The sequence below is a fragment of the Paenibacillus sp. Y916 genome (genome assembly GCF_056786435.1).
In genome coordinates, this window is sequence record NZ_JBXCJA010000014.1 from 47,066 (window position 1) to 65,829 (window position 18,764).

An 18,764-nucleotide genomic window follows, 5' to 3' on the forward strand; every position below is an offset into this window, starting at 1 on the left:
ATGGATTATGTTGTAGCGTTTATGACAGCGAATATAAAAAATGCAGCTATACATAGCACAATGACACCGTTCAAAATTAAGCCTAATATCGCAAATATCTTCTTTCTATTCTTTAAGAACACGCCAACAATACCTAGAATAAAACCAATCACATTTAATAATACGAATAATAAAGCAAGTATAACAACACCACCTACGATCTGAAACAGTTCCTCACTTGAATCAGGAAGACCTTCACCATTTAAATAAGGTGAGATCATGGCGCCTATTAGAGCGGCAGCAGCTATATAACCTAATAAACTGACCATACTTAGCACAAAGGAAGCGATGCCAAGTCCAGAATGTTTAAGTGGGGCTGGTATTGGCTCAGGTGTTGGGCGATGTAGTTCAATAGGGTCCATCATTGATCTCTCCTTAACAATATTAATTTTAGAGGTTGTTCAAAAAGTCACCTTTTGATCACGAAGTATATCAAGAAGCTTACTCGACATCGAAGATTGAATTCAGTCGGTCCTTCCGGTGCTCACGTAGGTACTGCCTACGCTCCGCTCCTCACTCCCTATCTTCATCCAATCTTCTCGGTGCTGAAAATCTAACTTTTTGAACTCGCACTTACTTATATTAATACTTTTCCATATTTGACTGGAAAAATCAAGGATTGTTATTTTTAATTACCTTAAAAAGGAAGGTGGTAAACGATTAAGCTATAAGTTATTATAGCTAAAGGGGATTAGATTATAGGAAGAGGAGTTGGACTTTCTTGCGACAAGGATTTATGAAGTGGGGAATTATTGTGATGGCCCTCTCTGTTATGATTGGGGCTTTTGGCGCGCATTTATTAGAGCCTAGAATTGGTGAGGCAGCAATAGGTGTATATGAGACAGGTGTACAATATCATATGATTCATGGACTTGCTCTTATTCTAGTGGGATTAACAGCCGGGCAAATTGGAGAAGTTAGAAGACTGTACTGGGCAGGTTGCTTGTTTATAGTTGGAATAGTTCTATTCTCGGGCAGCTTGTACGTATTGAGCATAAGTGGTATCAAAGTATTGGGAGCCATTACCCCTATTGGTGGCATAGCTTTTATTGCGGGTTGGATCTACTTCTTATTAGCGATTGTTCAATACAAGAAATGATCATTCATCCCAATAAGAAACGGCTGTGTTGTCCTTAATAATGGACGACATGGCCGTTTCTTAATGGTTGCATGAATGCTAAATTAATCTAACTATCGAAGGAATCAATTTCATTCAGGTTAAAGTTATACACTTGTTTCTCATCAACATGATACACATTAATAAATTGCTTATCTTCATCGAAATTCAATATGCGACATGGAATATTGATGTGTTGACCCTTGCGATTAGCTACTAAACGTACTAGTCGATTGTCTATAATAGATGATCTAATCCAGTTTCTAGGATCATCAATTGGTTTAGTGTTTGGGTCAATAAGCTTTGGATTGGAAGTGGCGCGTTGAATATTAGACTTAACGATCTTAGATTGAGCGGCTACCTTCTCGCCTTTACCAACTTTATTGTTACTGAATGCTGCGGAGTGGAATACGTTTGTTTGGGTGATTGGTGGATTATTCTTTAATTCTAGAAGGGTATCTATAATTCCGCCAAGTTTAATGCCAGACTTCACTTTGAAATCTAGTATATGCTCATTTTGATTGATCATTTCAACTAACAACTGAAGTGCAATAGCATTAGATTGATTCTTGATTAATATATCGACATTGAATAAAAAACCTGTATCCTCATTGTCTTGTGTAATATCCATATGTCCCCCAACCTATCATTGAAATCTTATATCATTTCTAGACTATACCATTAAAATGGAAAATAAAATAGTCCTTATGACATGGGTCAAAAGAAATGAATGTCAACATTTGTACATTATTAAGAATGGAATAATACATTCCATGTTTCAAATGGTAGGGAATAGGGGTAATATATAGTTATGAGCAAATCTTATCTAATCATTTATAGAAAAGGAAGCGATTAACATGACAAAGGTAACTTCAGTTAAATCAGCAGATACAACGTTAGAACAAGTATTAAATCAACAAGTAGCTAATTTAAACGTATTATATGTAAAGGCACATAATTATCACTGGTATGTTCGCGGTGAGAAGTTCTTTACATTACATGAGAAATTTGAAGAAATATATAATGATATCACTTTGAAGATGGATGAAGTGGCTGAACGCTTATTGACGATTAAAGGAAGTCCAGTAGCAACAATGAAGGAATTTCTGGAGATTACTACAATTCAAGAAGCTGAAGGTAAAGAAGACGCAGCTAAAATGGTACAAAATATGATTGAAGACCTAGCTACGATCTCAGAAGAAGTAGTCGAAGGAATCCAATTGGCAGAACAATCGACTGATCATGTCACAGCGGACATCTTGATTGGTATCAAAGGTGACTTTGAGAAGCATATGTGGATGCTGCGTTCTTTTTTGGGATAATTTAAGTAAGAGATACAGTTATGAATGATGATCGTTGGGCTTGGCTGATCCACTTGGCCAAGCCTATTTTGCTTATCTATCGGTCATTCCGAAGCGATCAATAATGACTATATAAAAAGAATTAAGTGAGAATCATTGAGAATCAAATGGATTTAGTTTAGAATGAGTATAAAGAACGTAACACATGCTTGAAATTGGAGCGATAAATCCATTTCAAATATAGTTTTTATTTTTACCAACTATCAAAATAACGGAGGGAATAACAAATATGACTACAAATTTCGTCATTGAAGGACTTAAAGCATCAATCGAAGGTAAAGAAATATTAAAAGGTATCAACTTGGAGATGAAGGGTGGAGAAATCCACGCAATCATGGGTCCAAACGGTACAGGTAAGAGTACGTTAGCTTCTGCTTTGATGGGACATCCTAAGTATGAAGTTAGTGAAGGTAAAGTGTTATTGAATGGGGAAGATGTTCTTGAGATGGCTGTTGATGAACGCGCTCGTGCTGGACTTTTTCTAGGAATGCAGTATCCAAGTGAAATTAGCGGAGTAACGAACTCCGATTTCCTTCGCAGTGCAATGAACACACGTCGCGAAGAAGGAAGCGAAATATCATTGATTAGATTCATTCGTCAAATGGAAGCTAAGATGAAAGAACTTGAAATGAACCCAGAGTTTCTTCATCGTTATTTGAACGAAGGTTTCTCAGGTGGAGAAAAGAAGCGTAACGAAATTCTGCAAATGATGATGCTAGATCCTAAAATTGTTATTCTGGATGAGATTGACTCAGGTCTGGATATCGATGCATTGAGAATTGTTGCAAATGGTGTGAACGCGATGAGAAATGAAGATCGTGGATTCCTTATTATTACTCACTATCAACGCCTGTTGAGCTATGTTAAGCCTGATTTCGTCCATGTGATGATGAATGGTGTTATTGTGAAATCCGGTGGACCTGAGTTGGCTGAACGTTTGGAAGCTGATGGTTATGATTGGATCAAGGTAGAGCTTGGCATTGAAGACGAAACCGTAGGGCAAGAAGCGTAAATATAACGGGAGGAGGACATTGAAATGACAACACAAACCATTCTTCCGGTTAACACCGAAAGTATAGCAACAATATCGAAACGTAATAATGAGCCAGGTTGGTTAACTGAACTACGTTTAAAAGGATTGGAGTTAGCCAGTCAATTGGAACTTCCTCGTCTAGAGAAGACGAGAATAGATCGTTGGAACACGCAAGCTTACGGAGCATATCAAGATTCGACTGTGATTGATTCTATCGAGAAGCTTCCAGCTACGGTGCAAGGATTGATTAAAGATCAAGGATTACAAGATAGTCTTATCGTTCAGCATAATTCTGGCGTAGTATATTCTAAGCTATCTTCTGAATTGACTGATCAAGGTGTTATCTTTATGGATCTTCATACAGCGGCAAGTAAACATGAAGAATTAGTGAAGAGTTACTTGCATAAAGCGATTGGAATGGAAGAAAACTACATTACTGCTTTACATGCTGCGCTTTGGAACGGTGGAGTATTCCTATATGTACCTAAGAACGTAGAAGTTACGATACCACTTCAAGCTATTTTTCTAACGGATGAAGGACAGGCAACCTTTGCGCCACACGTATTAATTATCGCAGATACGAACAGTAACGTAACTTACGTTGATAATTATGTATCGGGTGAGCTTGAAGCGGAAGTTGTTCTTAATGGCTCTGTTGAAGTGTTCGCAAAAGCTGGAGCGAAGGTTCGTTATGCTACTGTGCATCAATTGGGTAAAGAAGTGACAGAATTAACTTATCGTCGTGCTATCTTGGACAACGATGCTGTAATCGAATGGATCGTTGGTGAGATGAACGATGGGAATACGATGAGTGATACGAATTCTATCCTCAAAGGGAATGGATCATCTTCTGATTCTAAGATCATCGCTGTTGGATCAGGAGCACAGAAGCTTAATTATACGACCAAAGCACAGCATTTCGGCAAGAACACGCCTAGCCAAATGATTACACGTGCTGTATTACGTGAGGAATCCACAGCAATTATCAATGGGATTACGAAAATTGAACATGGCGCTTCCGGAGCAGACGGTCAGCAGACGGAAAAAGTGTTAATGCTTAGTCCGAAAGCACGTGGGGATGCGAATCCATTGCTTCTAATTGATGAAGACGATGTAACGGCAGGTCACGCAGCATCTGTTGGGCAAGTGAATGCGGAACAAGTCTATTACTTAATGTCCCGTGGTATTACGCGTTCAGAAGCAGAAGCTTTGATTATTTATGGCTTCTTGGCTCCAGTAGTATCTCAGATTCCACTGGAAGGCTTGCAGACTCAGCTTCAATCCCTTGTTGAAAGGAAGCTAGGACGATGAACCTTCATGTACGGGAGCAATTTCCTATTCTGCAGCAGGAGATCAACGGACATCCGTTAGTTTATCTGGATAGCGCAGCTACATCTCAGAAGCCTCGTGTTGTTATTGATGCAATGCAGCATTATTATGAGTGGGATAATGCGAACGTTCATCGTGGGGTGCATACTCTAGGTAGCCGTGCTACAGATGCCTATGAAGGTGCGCGTGAGAAGGTAGCTCGCTTCATTAATGCCCGAAGTACACAAGAAATTATATTCACTCGTGGGACAACAACGGCATTAAATTTGGTTGCTACATCTTATGCTCGTGCGGTATGTCGTGAAGGCGACGAAATTGTAATTACACCTATGGAACATCATAGTAATCTCATTCCGTGGCAGCAGGTGGCCAAAGCTACTGGTGCTACGCTCAAATATATTACGTTACAACCAGATGGATCAGTTGATCTGGCTGAAGTTGAGAAATCGGTAACAGCTCAGACTAAAATTGTATCCATCGCACATGTATCCAATGTCATGGGAGTCGTGAATCCCGTGAAAAAAATTGCTGAGATCGCCCATCGCCACGGTGCTATTCTTGTGGTAGATGGAGCTCAAAGCACGCCACATATGAAAGTGGATGTTCAAGACTTGGATAGTGATTTCTATGCATTCTCTTCTCATAAAATGTGTGGTCCAACTGGTATCGGTGTACTTTACGGTAAGAAGGCACTGCTTGAGTTCATGGAGCCAGTTGAATTCGGGGGAGAAATGATCGATGAGGTAGGTCTTCATGACTCGACATGGAAGGAACTACCTTGGAAGTTCGAAGGCGGAACCCCTATTATTGCAGGTGCTGTAGGATTAGGTGCAGCGATTGATTTCCTGAATGAGATTGGAATGGATAATATCGAACGCCATGAGGTTCAACTAGCAACATATGCTATGGACCGACTGTCTGAGATTAAAGGGATTTCACTGTATGGACCTCGCAAACGGGAAGTAGGGCTGATAACCTTTAATTTAGGTGAGGTTCATCCTCATGATGTAGCTACTGTATTGGATGCTAGTGGAATAGCTGTTCGAGCTGGACATCATTGCTGCCAGCCGCTCATGCGTTGGTTGAATGTGAATTCGACCGTTCGTGCAAGCTTCTACTTATACAACACAGAAGAAGATATTAACCGTCTCGTTAGTGCCTTAATCCAGACAAAGGAGTATTTCGGCGATGAAACTTGATGACTTATACCGTCAGGTAATTATGGATCATTATAAGAATCCTCGTAATAAAGGAAAGTTCGAAGAGGGCGCTATAACGGTGGATTTAAATAATCCTACTTGTGGCGACAAGATTTCGCTGCAACTCAAGGTCAATGATGGAATCGTTGAAGATGCTAGATATACGGGTGATGGGTGTTCCATTAGTATGTCGTCTGCCTCGATGATGACAGCTGCAGTGAAAGGTAAAACCCTGGAAGAAGCGAAGGAAATGATTGCACGTTTTTCAGAGCTTATGCTAGGTAAAGACGTTCAATTTGATGAATACGAAGATATTGAAGCCTTATCTGGAGTGAATAAGTTCCCTGCACGCATTAAATGCGCAACGCTCTCTTGGAATGCACTACGCAAAGTGATTGATGAGGAACAATTCAATAAATTATGATAGGGAGATGAATGAATATGGCTAAGAAATCACCAGAGTTAGAAGAATATAAATATGGCTTTCGCGATGAACATGAATCTATTTTTAAGACTGGAAAAGGTTTGACTCGTGAAGTTGTTATGGAAATATCTCGTATTAAGAATGAACCTGAATGGATGCTTGATTTCCGTCTAAAGGCACTGGAACAGTTCGAGAAAATGCCAATGCCAACTTGGGGTGGAAATATGGATGATTTGGATTTCAATGAAATCCAATACTTCGTAAGAGCTTCCGATAAACAAAGTAAGACATGGGAAGAGGTACCTTCTGAAATCAAGGAAACATTCGATAAGCTAGGAATCCCTGAAGCAGAACAGAAGTTTCTAGCTGGGGTATCTGCACAATATGAATCAGAAGTGGTCTATCATAGCATGCAAGAAGATCTTGAAGCACAAGGTGTTATCTTCATGGATATGGATACAGCACTTAGAGAGCATCCTGAGATTGTTAAGGAATATATTAGTACAGTGATTCCAACAACGGATAACAAGTTCTCAGCTTTGAACAGTGCGGTATGGTCGGGAGGAAGCTTTATATACGTACCTAAGGGTGTTGTATGTGAAATGCCTCTACAAGCATACTTCCGTATTAACTCTGAGAATATGGGGCAATTCGAACGTACGTTGATTATCGCGGATGAAGACAGCCATGTTCACTATGTAGAAGGCTGTACAGCGCCAATATACAGCACGAATTCTCTGCATAGTGCCGTTGTAGAAATTGTCGTTAAGAAGAATGCACGGGTACGTTATACGACAATTCAGAACTGGGCACCGAATATCTACAACCTGGTTACAAAACGTGCTGTAGCAGAAGAGAATGCTACGATGGAATGGGTAGATGGTAACATCGGTTCCAAACTAACGATGAAATATCCTTCTGTTATTCTTAAGGGCCGTGGAGCCAAAGGAATGGTTCTATCCATTGCGATTGCAGGTAAAGGTCAGCATCAGGATGCAGGGGCGAAAATGATTCATTTAGCACCCGATACGACATCTACGATTGTATCTAAATCCATCAGTAAGCATGGTGGTAAGGTAACTTATCGTGGTCTAGCTTCCTTTGGACGTCAAGCAACAGGGGCTAAGTCTAATATCCAGTGCGATACGTTGATTCTAGATAACGAATCCACTTCGGATACAATTCCATATAATGAGATTATGAATGATAATATTATATTGGAGCATGAGGCTACAGTATCTAAGGTGTCTGAAGAACAACTCTTCTATTTAATGAGCCGTGGTCTTACAGAGGCTGATGCCACTCAAATGATCATTATGGGCTTCATTGAACCATTTACCAAAGAACTTCCAATGGAGTATGCGGTAGAAATGAACCGTCTGATCAAGTTCGAGATGGAAGGTTCTATCGGGTAAGTTTTGTATGGTAAGGGTTATCAACCTTCAATGAGGGTTGATAACCCTTTTGATCTATTTGAGTAGCGAGGGAAATCATCCGTGCCGAATTCGTGCCAATTCAAGTTACGCCCTTTGTGAGTGCGTGGACTGAAATGTACCAATCATATTTTTCTCTTAGTGTAGGAGGCGAACTTTTTAAGTTCGTCTTCTTTTTTTACATAATATAAGTTTTTTCGGACCTTTAGATGTATCCCACGTGAATTGCAGAGGAAGGAAGACTACGGGAACGGAATAAGTGCCTAAACAACACTTAAATTAGCAGAATAGGCAAGCTTGCGAGAAATAATTGCAAAATGACAGTTAAAACTGAGAGAATCGCGGAAAAATGGGTTTTTCGAGAAATTAGATGTCTTTTAAGCAACTAAAGTGGGGGAAAGAGGAATAGTGATGGGTTTAGAGGACTGTACTTCCGTTAGAAATCTGATGCCGCACCCATTGCGCGATACGCTGAGTGCACTGACCGTGCCCCCACGCCCACCGCGCTGAGATCATGATTCGCATCTAAAATAACAGGATCCCAGTTCTTAAGGAGCCTGCTACTGTGAGTTGAAATCAAACGATGATTTGTTCGATGGATAAATGACGTTCGATGGATAGATCCAAGAAGTTTGCGTCGACCTGGACGAGAGGTCGAGAGAAGTCTTGATTATTAGTCATGATGATGGTTCCGGAATCTCCAGAGGATAGCAGTACTTCCTTACCAATGAAATTGGGAAGTATATGTCTAATAAAAGCTTGCGTAGGTTTGCCATTTAATTTCCCAAAGCTAAGATTATAAATCTCTTTAAGAACAGATAATAATTCTTGGTTGGACTGATAGACTCGGGGAGTAGTCATCGCGCTGAATGTATCAGCAACGGCCGTAATTTGTGAGAATGGATGGATGTTATGTTCATTGATTCTAAGAGGATAACCACTACCATCATCACGTTCATGATGCTGTAGAGCAACTAGTGCCAATACTTCATCCATTGAAGAATTACGAATGATCTCGTATCCATAAGTGGTATGAAGTTTGATTGTTTCATATTCTTCAGGTGTTAATTTAGTAGGCGTATGAAGTAATTCTGAAGGTACTCTACATTTTCCTATATCGTGTAAATATCCGGCTTTACCTGCTATATAGGCATCCTTCTTAGAGTATCCAATCCAAGATGCAATATAGTATGACAGCATTCCAACCTGCATGGAATGATAGTATGTATAATCATCCTTCTGGTCAAGCACTAGCAATAAAGAAACAACGTCTTTATTCTCTATTAATTGATCAACTAAAGGATGCATGATGTCGTCAATCACAGTATTATTGATGGATCCTGTTCTAAGTGCTTCTAAATAGATGTTCTCAAATCCGTCAACCGCTTGTTCTATATCAGGTTTAGCTCTAGAGAGAGCTTCTTCCTTCTTAGTTAAATCCTTTATAGGATCCGCTACATGGAAAGTTTGGACATCCACAAAGTCGACTCCATGCATCAATAGCTTATTAATCTCGGGTGATCCTAATGCAGTACTTTTAGGTAAGACGTGTAAACCATGATCACTAAAAGTGTCAGCTAGCAAAATATCCCCAGGTTTTAAATCGGTTACATGAACTCTCAAGTGAAGTCTCCTCTCGTAAAAATGATGCATCAAGTGTATCATATCAAGAAAAAAATGGATTTACAATAAGTATTAGAAAGGTAGCATAATCTAAATGGATGTACCACAAATTTGTAGTAAATGGTATGATTGGAAATGGAATTTTAATGAAGTGAAAGTAGGAGGGGATCCATATCATACGACCCATTCACAATGAAAGGTTAACGATATTACATACGAATGATATTCATAGCCATTTTGAAATGGTAAGTTCGATTGCCGCACTCGTATCCAAGGAAAGAGATATTGCCTCAGACACGCCCCTTCTTCTATTGGATATTGGAGACCATATGGACCGTACTGCAGTAGAAACAGAAGGAAGTATGGGGCAAGCGAATACGGATATTATAAATCTCACAAACTATGATGCGATTACGATCGGTAATAATGAGGGTCTTACCTTTACACCAGATTTGTTAGAGAAAGCCTATAGCGGATTGTTGTGTCCTGTCGTCTGTTGTAACATTCGGGAAGTGAAAAGTGGACTTTGCCCTGACTGGATGAAGGAACAGATCATCATATCAAAAGGTGATATTAAGGTTGGAATTGTTGGAGTTACCGCTGCTTTTGATGAGTTCTATAGATTGATGGGTTGGGAAGCACTTCATCCTGAACAAATGTTGCAGGAGCAGATCGCTTCATTAAGACCGCAAGTGGATGTGCTTATTGTTCTTTCTCATCTAGGGATTGCTGCTGATCGTGAACTAGCCTCCAATATAAAAGGAATAGATATTATACTTGGTGGACACACTCACCACCTACTGGAGGAACCCTTGCTTATCGGAGATACTAGTATTTGTGGAGCTGGTAAGTTCGGTCAGTATGTGGGAAAAGTGATTATGGAACGAAAACCAGATGGTACATTTGGAGTGGTGTGGGGGGGATGTCTGTCCGTGGACCCTCTTCAAAAGGATACAGATGTGACTATGGCATTGGATATTCATCGTATTCAAGCGGTGAAGGCTCTGCAACGTACCGTTATAGTATCAGATCATATATTGCCATTAAATGAAGGTGATCAAGAGACCGCTTTTGGAAATCTACTTGCCCAATCAATACGTCAGTTTACAAAAAGTGAACTATCGATGGTTAATACAGGCCAATTGTTAGGATCTCTACCGACAGGTAATATTACGGTAGGTATGCTACACGGATTATGTCCTTCCCCGATTAATCCATGTACCCTCAAATTAAAGGGAAGCGACATACGATATACATTCGAACAAAGTCTACTATCTGAGTATAAAGAAAAGAAAATCATGGGCTACGGATTTCGCGGAAAAGTGTTAGGTAGTATTGCGATAGATGGTGCAGATATTTTCTATGATCCCAATAAGGATCCCTTTGATAGAATTACCAATATTTATATAAATGGGTACCCGTTGTCGGAGGATCAGGACTACAGAGTAGGTACTATAGACATGTTTATTTTTGGAGTAGGTTATGACAGAATAGCTACAGGCAGCGAAATAAAGTTTATTTTACCAGAATTTCTGAGAGATCTATTAAGTGATGAGCTTCAAAGACCAGGTAGTTTTAATGAAAGTCATGTAGTAAGATGGAATAAGTTAGTATAAAAACTACCAACAACACATAACAATAGTCAGTTCAATGGAAACCAAATTGGGAGGGTATTATGGATATTATTACGGCAATTATTCTTGCGATTGTAGAAGGGATCACGGAGTTCATACCTGTCTCTTCAACCGGTCACATGATTTTAACAGCTAAATTAATGGGCTACAACGATCAATCAGATATTATGAAAACATTTGAAATTGTAATTCAATTGGGTGCCATCCTTGCCATCGCTATAGTATACTGGAAACGCTTATTAAGCCTTATCGGATTGAATAATAAGCCAAAGGCATCGTCTAATGGGATGCAGTCAAGTAAGAGATTAGATTTAATTCATGTTATTTTGGGGATTACACCTGCACTCATTGTCGCTTTTTTTGCAAGGGATTTTATCAAAAGCTTATTTAACGCTAATACGGTGGTATGGGCATTGGTAGCTGGTGGTATATTTATGATTTTTGCAGAATGGTTCAATAAATCCAAGTTGACTATAACTGCTCATGAGCTGGACGATTTGACTTACAAACAGGCATTCATGATCGGGATTTACCAGATTATATCTGTTCTATGGCCGGGATTCTCTCGTTCAGGTTCCACGATCTCAGGCGGAATGTTGAGTGGAGTTAGTTATAAAGCATCTGCAGATTTCTCCTTTTTGATAGCCATTCCAATCATGTGTGCTGCTTCGGGTTATGAATTACTTGATTCATACCGATATTTTAATAGAGAGACTATTGGTGCCTTTGTTATAGGCTTTTTAATATCATTTATTGTTGCATATTTCGTAGTATTAGCTTTTATGAAACTAATACAGCGAATTAGTCTTACTCATTTTGCTATTTACCGATTTATACTTGCAGCTATATTCTGGATATTTATATTGAATTAATCTCAATGAAGTGTATATTCTTGAATGGATTCAATTATAACTACCGAGATTAGATTGTCAGGACGATTCTTCATGTAGGAGGATACACATTGCGACTAGTACCTGTACCGATGCTTCAAAATGGAATGAAAATAGGTAAAAAGATATTCAGTATGGAAGGCGTTACTCTATTGGCAGAAGGTGTAGAGTTAACGGATAAGCTGATTCGTAGATTGAAAGAAATAGATATTGGATACGTATATATTCAAGATAAGTGGACTGAGGACATCATTATCCCCGATGTTCTACACGAGGAGACACGTCGTAAAGCAATGCGTGCGATTACTTCAAACTTTCAAAGAATATCGGAAACCTCAAATTCCGCTCCTATCACAGGAGGATACCGTCATTTAGGTAGAGAGTTCTCTGCGGTGATGGATTCTATTCTAGAAGATCTCGGAAGCCAAGAGTTACCAATGATTATGCTTATGGATATGAATACTACGGATCATTTCTTATATAAACATTCTTTAAATGTATGTATATATACCTTAATACTTGGTGCTGCTAGTGGGATGACTCAAGATCAGCTGAAGGTATTGGGAATAGGATCACTTTTACATGACATAGGGAAAACTCAGATTCCTGTTAAAGTCTTGATGAAACCTGGTAAACTTGATGATGATGAATTCAAACAGATGCAGAATCATACGAATATTGGATATCAAATATTAAAAGCGGAATCCGATATTCCATTACTCGCTGCTCACTGTGCGTTACAACATCATGAACGATTAAATGGTACAGGGTATCCCCGTGGGCTTAAAGGTTCTGAAATACATGAGTTCGCGCAATATTTGGGAATGGCGGACTCATTTGACGCGATGACATCGCACCGGGTATATAAGCCTGCGATGCTTCCTCATCAGGCTATGGAAGTGCTGTATACGGGTTCTGGTACACTGTTTGATCAGCATAAGTTGGAAATATTCCGTGATAAGGTAGCTATATATCCACCAGGGTTGAGTGTTAGATTGAGTACAGGTGAATCTGGTGTTATTTGCAAGATACATCCTATGATGCCACAACGACCGGTCGTTCGTGTTATGACTGGCTGTAATGGGGAAGTATTGAGGGCCCCTTATGATCTCGACTTAACAAAAGTTCTGTCTACTGTCATTACACATGTTGAAGGGTTGGAAGCAACGGAATTGGTAGTACAATGAACCGTAATGAAGAAATCGGTGAAATCGCGATATTGAGAAGATCCTTACGATAATGGAACAGTATGATGTGTTTCGTTATCGTTGGACAATTGATATTACGCGGTTTTTTTGTGATGAGAAGTAAGGTAATGTATGAATACGGTGAACTACTCTTCATGATATGATATTAATTATTAAATGAAATAAGGTGGTAAATATGATTACAGACAATGCGAAGAAAGCACAATTACAACAGATATCACCAAGTTATGATCCATGGGAACCTATAAATTCACTTCGGAAGCATGGTAGACATGTCCTGACTAGCGTAGAGATGACAGTTACCCACTTATGTAATATGCGCTGCGAACATTGCGCAGTGGGTGATATGCTTGTTATGAAAGAGTCGGATTCCTTATCATTGGATATAATGTTAAGAAGATTAGACGAGGTGGAGCATCTAGAAACGATAAGCATGACAGGCGGAGAACCTCTATTTCGTAAGCAGACCGTTGATGAAATTATCGTACCTCTACTGAAATATGCTAAAGATCGTGGGATCAAAACCCAGATAAACTCTAATTTGACGATGGGGATGGATCGCTATGAGAAGCTACTCCCCTATCTAGATGTTATGCATATGTCATTCAACTACTTGAATGGTGATGATTTTCATGAGATTGGTTTTGCGAATAGCGCACGTCCTGTAAGCAAGGCGGCTGCGTATCGTCTATATGATACGATGATCGAGAATACTCGTGTGCTTAGTGATGCAGGGATGTATATATCAGCTGAATCTATGATTAATTATCGAACACATACGAACTTGGATAAGATTCATCAACTGATTGTTGAAATGGGCTGTCAACGTCATGAAGTACATCCAATGTATGCATCGAATTTTGCCTCAAGCTTACCTGTATTATCTTTAGATGATATGCGTAAAGCTATATCCCTTGTACTTGATACGCGCGATGAGAATATATGGATGTTGTTCGGGACACTTCCATTCTATGCATGTAGTCATTCTGAGGAGGATATGAATCTTCTTCGTCGTTTAAAAGAATCAAAGAATGTAACGGTTCGAAATGATCCGGATGGTCGAAATAGGGTCAATGTGAATTTATTCTCCGGTGATGTCTATGTCACTGATTTTGCAGAAATCCCGCCGTTTGGTAATATTAAAAACGAAGCGCTTGATGACGTTTTCGATAAATGGGTGAATGGTCATCCTTTGAATCAAAAGATAAATTGTCATTGTGATGCCGTAAGTTGCTGTGGGCCTAATCTTCTTGTGGCAGATATGTACTATAAAGACGTGGACTTTAAACAAAGAACAGCGAACAGTCTATAGAAATGGGGGATTCATATTGCCTACTGAGTTTGCAATTGGGCAACTTATTGTGAATATAGCTCTAGTATTGCTTCTTGTATTGTTAAATGGAGTGTTCGTTGCGGCGGAGTTCTCACTTGTGAAGATGCGTCAAACACGTATTACACAATTGGTCAGTGAAGGGAATAAATTAGCTGGGTTCGCTCTTAAAGTAAATAACAAACTCGATTCATACTTATCAGCAACTCAGTTAGGGATTACTTTGACATCATTGGGGCTTGGTTGGATAGGAGAACCAGCTATTTCAGAGCTTCTTGTTAAGCCAATCATGTTTAAATTAGGTGTTACAGATCAGGCACTGATCACAACAGTAGGAGTTACAGTAGGATTTAGTATGATAACGTTCTTACACATCGTATTGGGAGAATTAGCACCGAAGTCGATTGCTATTCAGAGAACGGAAGGAACGGCACTCGCACTTTCCGCACCCCTGATCTTCTTTTATAAAGTATTCTTTCCTGTAATCTGGGTGTTGAATGCTACTGCAAATGCTCTTCTGCGTATGATTGGGATTCAACCAGCAAGTGAGTCAGAAGCGGCTCACTCGGAAGAGGAAATTCGAATCCTGATGAGTCAAAGTGCTCGAAGTGGTGTGATTGATAAAGACGAAATGAAGCTAATGGACAATATTTTTGAGTTCTCAGATCTATTAGCACGTGAGGTCATGTTGCCTCGAACAGATATGGTCTGCTTGTATGCAAATTTATCTTTTGAAGATAACATCAAGATCATAAGTGAGACCAAGCATTCGCGATATCCTGTTGCATTGGAAGATAAAGATCAAATTTTAGGATTTATTCATATTACAGATCTTCTACTTGCAGATAAGGAGCAACAAGAGGACTTCACATCCATGGTTCGTCCGATTTTAAATGTCCCTGAGTCTATGGAGATAAGTCATGTGCTTCGTCTGATGCAGAAGAAGCATTCGCAATTGACACTTGTTGTAGACGAGTATGGAGGAACGGCAGGGATGTTGACTGCCGAAGAAATCCTCGAGGAGATTGTAGGGGAATTGTATGATGAGTTTGAGGATGAACGTGAAAGTGTTGAGGTTGATGGGGACTCTATTTCCGTTGAAGGTAGGATGCTGATTGAGGCCGTACATGATCTTACGGGTGTTGTGATTGAGGATGATGAGGTAGATACTATTGGTGGATGGTTGTTTAAAGAACTTGAAGGTAGTCCTACCAAAGGTGAAAAAGTACAGGTAGGAAATTTTATATTTCAAGTCGAGGAATCAACCCGATTGCGTATTACGAGAGTTATGATACAGCGAGTGGATCATCAGGAGAACATGAAGGAACAATTAGAAGAAGATCTGTCATGAGATATGGTTTGATCATCGGTTCTATATGAGCGCCTAGGCTTGACTGAAGATAGATCTTCGGTCAAGCTTAGGCACTTTTTTATTATATTTTAGTTCATTTTCTAGGCTGGTGTCATATGCTATTTACTAAGAGATGATCAAGATAATTAATATGAATCTAAAGGAGGAGACTTTTATTGAACTCACAAATACGCAGTTACACACCATTTGTTGGACCATTTGATCCTTGTCCACCCTTGCTCTGTAGGACATATGTAGTACCACCTAATCAATTTATTAATTTCCAACCAACGGGTTGGCCGCAGTTCAGCCTTCCGGAAGCGTTGAGACGGGGGACGCTCTGGCCTGCACTTTATAGCCCATATACTTCTGGACAATCACAAGGGGGGGCTTCTTGATGGAGGGAACACCTGTAGCATGTGATCAACAATTTTATGAATGGCTTGAAGAACTGCAAATTGTAGATTTTGCGCTTGTAGAGCTAAACCTATTTCTCGATACGCATCCTGAGGATCTACAAAGCATTCAACAATACAACCAGCTTTCCCAAGAAAGAATGCGGCTTGCGAAGCAATTCCAAGAAGTATACGGACCTCTTATGAATTTCGGTCATGCTTTTTCAAAGTTTCCATGGCAATGGTCACAGTCCCCTTGGCCTTGGCAAGTATAGAATCTAGCGGAGGTGAGGTTTATTTATGTGGGTTTATGAGAAAAAGTTACAATATCCTGTAAGGGTTAGTAAGTGTGATCCCCAAATGGCCAAATACTTGTCTGAACAATATGGTGGTGCAGATGGCGAGTTGGCGGCAGCGCTTCGTTATTTAAATCAACGTTATACGATACCCGAAAAGGTTATTGGTCTATTGACGGATATTGGAACAGAAGAATTCGCTCACCTTGAGATGATCGCGACGATGATATATAAACTAACTAAGGATGCGACTGTGGATCAACTTAAAGCCGCGGGACTCGGTGCCCATTACGCCGCTCATGATAGTGCACTGTTCTATGAGAACGCCAGTGGAGTTCCATTCACCGCGGCTTACATTCAAGCGAAGGGTGACCCATTAGCTGATCTGTATGAAGACATTGCTGCTGAAGAGAAAGCACGGGCTACATACCAGTGGCTAATTGACATGACCGATGATGTTGATCTTCAGGATAGCTTGAAGTATTTACGAGAGCGTGAAATTGTGCATTCATTACGGTTTAAGGAAGCGGTTGAGATGATTAAGGGGGATCGGGAGCAGCAGAAGGTATTTTAAGGACAGAGACGGATAAAATTAGGCTGATCAGGTCCGATTAAATAACGAATTAATTTAGAAGCTGGTGCCAATAATGATATGGCATCAGCTTCTTTTTGACATATTAAGAAAGTATAAATTTCTTGGAGGACTTCCCGCTCTACGCATAAAGGTGGGACTAGAGCAGATGCATAAACTGCATTTAATTAGCAGGAAAAGTGGTGGAAGAGAGAGTTAGTTGTCTAAATTGCAGTTAAAAATGGCGATAACGCGGAAAAGTGGAGTTTCCAGTAATCTAGATGTACTCCATGCAACTAAAGTTAGCTTCAGAGGAAATAAGCTGAATGATAGAGACTAAGTATTGGACAAAGAAAAGGCCCCGAGATGTTATATCCGGGCCCTCTTTGTTGTAATCATCGCTCTTTTACCTCTACTTGCACGCGATTTACTTTTGTTCGGTAAACCCAAAGAGCATACTCTAAGGGTTTTACGATAGATTGACGATAAATATCCCTTTGACCACTTCTTGCGAATACTTCCCTTGCCGGTTTGGGGTTAACCTCTAGAAGGAAGACCTCACCTTTTTTGTTGATGGCTAAATCAAGAGCTAGTTCGCATAAAGCCCCATAGGACTTTTCTAGATAGGCCGCGGTTTCAAGCCCTAACTTTACTGATGTTTTCTTGACATGTTCCTGGGTTTCTTTATTGGTAATCCACTGTGGGAGTAAGGTATCCATTGGGATGGCTTGCCCCCCGCCATGGAGATTAGAGGTGACACTTCTCATAGCCCCCACTCTGCCAACGATTCCAGTTAGCTCCCAATGACCTTCCCGGTTTTTCTGTACCAGCATACGATAGTCATGTACGCGTCCATTAGGTAGTATTACTGGAATCCCTTCCTGTACAATATAACAGTTATTAATATTCCAAGTTCTTAGAATGCCTCCTAAAGTTGCGGCATGTATTCTTTGTGGTGTAATTATTTTACGTTGTTGATTGCGTCCTTGAATATAATATTGATGCTTACTATTCTTCATCTGCTCAATACGAAGAATTCCACGTCCACCCGTTCCATTAATCGGCTTTAAGTAGATGACAGATTTACTTTTAAGCATTCGTTTAATATCGGATAATTGGTTTACTAGCTTCGTTTCTGGTAAGTGTAGGCGGAAGCTTTCCTTATTAGAAAGTATTTCGTGAATCGTCCACTTGTTACGAAGCGGACGATTCAGAAAAAGGTGATGCCCATATTTTTTTCGGAAGGACAGTAGCTGTTCAAAACGAATGCCTTTTTGAATTCGACAGCGATCATAGATCATATCGGGGAATTCACGTAATCGGCGGGTCCACTTTTTTTTTGATGGATCATATTCCATAGCCATGATCTTCTGATTTCTTACATCCATTGGGGTGAATACGAAGATGTCAAGTCCAAGTTTTCTTCCCTCGATAATCATTTTTTGATAAATCATTCGTTCTTCAAGTTGTTTTCGGTCATTGAGGTAAAGTGTCAGAATACCTAAGACGGGAAGTGCCATATCGATTCACC

General features: G+C 39.9%; 19 protein-coding genes. 15 read left to right on the plus strand and 4 right to left on the minus strand.

The window, feature by feature from the left end; genetic code table 11:
• Positions 1-5: 5 nt before the first annotated feature.
• Positions 6-404: a hypothetical protein gene (locus AC1TO9_RS21405; RefSeq protein ID WP_482060472.1), complete on the minus strand. Its 399-nt coding sequence runs from the start codon at positions 402-404 to the stop codon at positions 6-8.
• Between the two features lie 356 nt (positions 405-760).
• Between AC1TO9_RS21405 and AC1TO9_RS21410 the strand changes: the two genes are divergently transcribed.
• Positions 761-1,138 (plus strand): DUF423 domain-containing protein, encoded by a 378-nt coding sequence (locus tag AC1TO9_RS21410; protein ID WP_482054406.1) that lies wholly within the window; start codon positions 761-763, stop codon positions 1,136-1,138.
• An 88-nt stretch (positions 1,139-1,226) separates the two neighbouring features.
• On the opposite strand, the gene AC1TO9_RS21415 is transcribed toward AC1TO9_RS21410, so the two are convergent.
• The gene (locus AC1TO9_RS21415; protein WP_482054405.1) at positions 1,227-1,787 is read right to left on the minus strand and encodes a hypothetical protein; all 561 of its coding nucleotides are present in this window, start codon (positions 1,785-1,787) and stop codon (positions 1,227-1,229) included.
• A 226-nt stretch (positions 1,788-2,013) separates the two neighbouring features.
• Between AC1TO9_RS21415 and AC1TO9_RS21420 the strand changes: the two genes are divergently transcribed.
• From AC1TO9_RS21420 to sufB, 6 genes are all read left to right on the plus strand, one after another.
• Positions 2,014-2,478 carry a Dps family protein gene (locus AC1TO9_RS21420; RefSeq protein WP_482060473.1) on the plus strand — a complete coding sequence of 155 codons (465 nt, stop codon included), beginning with the start codon at positions 2,014-2,016 and terminating at the stop codon, positions 2,476-2,478.
• A gap of 268 nt (positions 2,479-2,746) precedes the next feature.
• On the plus strand, positions 2,747-3,529 hold the full coding sequence (sufC, locus tag AC1TO9_RS21425) for a Fe-S cluster assembly ATPase SufC (protein WP_482054403.1): 783 nt from the start codon (positions 2,747-2,749) through the stop codon (positions 3,527-3,529).
• Positions 3,530-3,553: 24 nt separating this feature from the next.
• Positions 3,554-4,861: a Fe-S cluster assembly protein SufD gene (sufD, locus tag AC1TO9_RS21430; RefSeq protein ID WP_482060474.1), complete on the plus strand. Its 1,308-nt coding sequence runs from the start codon at positions 3,554-3,556 to the stop codon at positions 4,859-4,861.
• A complete protein-coding gene (locus AC1TO9_RS21435; protein ID WP_482060475.1) occupies positions 4,858-6,078 on the plus strand; it encodes a cysteine desulfurase in 1,221 nt (406 codons plus the stop codon). Before sufD ends, AC1TO9_RS21435 begins: the two co-directional genes overlap by 4 nt.
• Complete coding sequence (gene sufU / locus AC1TO9_RS21440) at positions 6,068-6,502, plus strand: Fe-S cluster assembly sulfur transfer protein SufU (RefSeq protein WP_482054400.1); 435 nt, start codon at positions 6,068-6,070, stop codon at positions 6,500-6,502. Before AC1TO9_RS21435 ends, sufU begins: the two co-directional genes overlap by 11 nt.
• A gap of 17 nt (positions 6,503-6,519) precedes the next feature.
• Positions 6,520-7,917, plus strand: coding sequence for a Fe-S cluster assembly protein SufB (gene sufB / locus AC1TO9_RS21445; RefSeq protein WP_482054399.1), 1,398 nt, complete (start codon positions 6,520-6,522; stop codon positions 7,915-7,917).
• Positions 7,918-8,511: 594 nt separating this feature from the next.
• Here the strand turns inward: sufB and AC1TO9_RS21450 are convergent.
• Positions 8,512-9,558, minus strand: a complete 1,047-nt coding sequence (locus AC1TO9_RS21450; protein WP_482054398.1) for an HD-GYP domain-containing protein — start codon at positions 9,556-9,558, stop codon at positions 8,512-8,514.
• 176 nt (positions 9,559-9,734) lie between these two features.
• Between AC1TO9_RS21450 and AC1TO9_RS21455 the strand changes: the two genes are divergently transcribed.
• The 8 genes from AC1TO9_RS21455 to AC1TO9_RS21490 all read left to right on the plus strand — a co-directional run bounded on the left by AC1TO9_RS21455 (position 9,735) and on the right by AC1TO9_RS21490 (position 17,236).
• Positions 9,735-11,174 carry a bifunctional metallophosphatase/5'-nucleotidase gene (locus tag AC1TO9_RS21455; protein ID WP_482060501.1) on the plus strand — a complete coding sequence of 480 codons (1,440 nt, stop codon included), beginning with the start codon at positions 9,735-9,737 and terminating at the stop codon, positions 11,172-11,174.
• A 59-nt stretch (positions 11,175-11,233) separates the two neighbouring features.
• Complete coding sequence (locus AC1TO9_RS21460; protein ID WP_482054397.1) at positions 11,234-12,064, plus strand: undecaprenyl-diphosphate phosphatase; 831 nt, start codon at positions 11,234-11,236, stop codon at positions 12,062-12,064.
• Between the two features lie 89 nt (positions 12,065-12,153).
• Positions 12,154-13,269, plus strand: a complete 1,116-nt coding sequence (locus AC1TO9_RS21465) for an HD-GYP domain-containing protein (RefSeq protein WP_482054396.1) — start codon at positions 12,154-12,156, stop codon at positions 13,267-13,269.
• Between the two features lie 196 nt (positions 13,270-13,465).
• Positions 13,466-14,602: a radical SAM/CxCxxxxC motif protein YfkAB gene (yfkAB, locus tag AC1TO9_RS21470; protein ID WP_482054395.1), complete on the plus strand. Its 1,137-nt coding sequence runs from the start codon at positions 13,466-13,468 to the stop codon at positions 14,600-14,602.
• A 16-nt stretch (positions 14,603-14,618) separates the two neighbouring features.
• A complete protein-coding gene (locus AC1TO9_RS21475; protein WP_482054394.1) occupies positions 14,619-15,971 on the plus strand; it encodes a hemolysin family protein in 1,353 nt (450 codons plus the stop codon).
• A 176-nt stretch (positions 15,972-16,147) separates the two neighbouring features.
• Positions 16,148-16,369, plus strand: coding sequence for a spore coat associated protein CotJA (locus tag AC1TO9_RS21480; RefSeq protein ID WP_482054393.1), 222 nt, complete (start codon positions 16,148-16,150; stop codon positions 16,367-16,369).
• On the plus strand, positions 16,369-16,641 hold the full coding sequence (locus AC1TO9_RS21485) for a spore coat protein CotJB (protein WP_482054392.1): 273 nt from the start codon (positions 16,369-16,371) through the stop codon (positions 16,639-16,641). The genes AC1TO9_RS21480 and AC1TO9_RS21485 overlap by 1 nt, the downstream gene beginning before the upstream one ends.
• A 25-nt stretch (positions 16,642-16,666) precedes the next feature.
• The gene (locus tag AC1TO9_RS21490; RefSeq protein ID WP_482054391.1) at positions 16,667-17,236 is read left to right on the plus strand and encodes a manganese catalase family protein; all 570 of its coding nucleotides are present in this window, start codon (positions 16,667-16,669) and stop codon (positions 17,234-17,236) included.
• Positions 17,237-17,628: 392 nt separating this feature from the next.
• Here the strand turns inward: AC1TO9_RS21490 and AC1TO9_RS21495 are convergent, their stop codons facing one another.
• Entirely contained in the window at positions 17,629-18,753 is a 1,125-nt protein-coding gene (locus tag AC1TO9_RS21495) for a YheC/YheD family endospore coat-associated protein (protein ID WP_482060476.1), read from the minus strand.
• Positions 18,754-18,764: the final 11 nt, after the last annotated feature.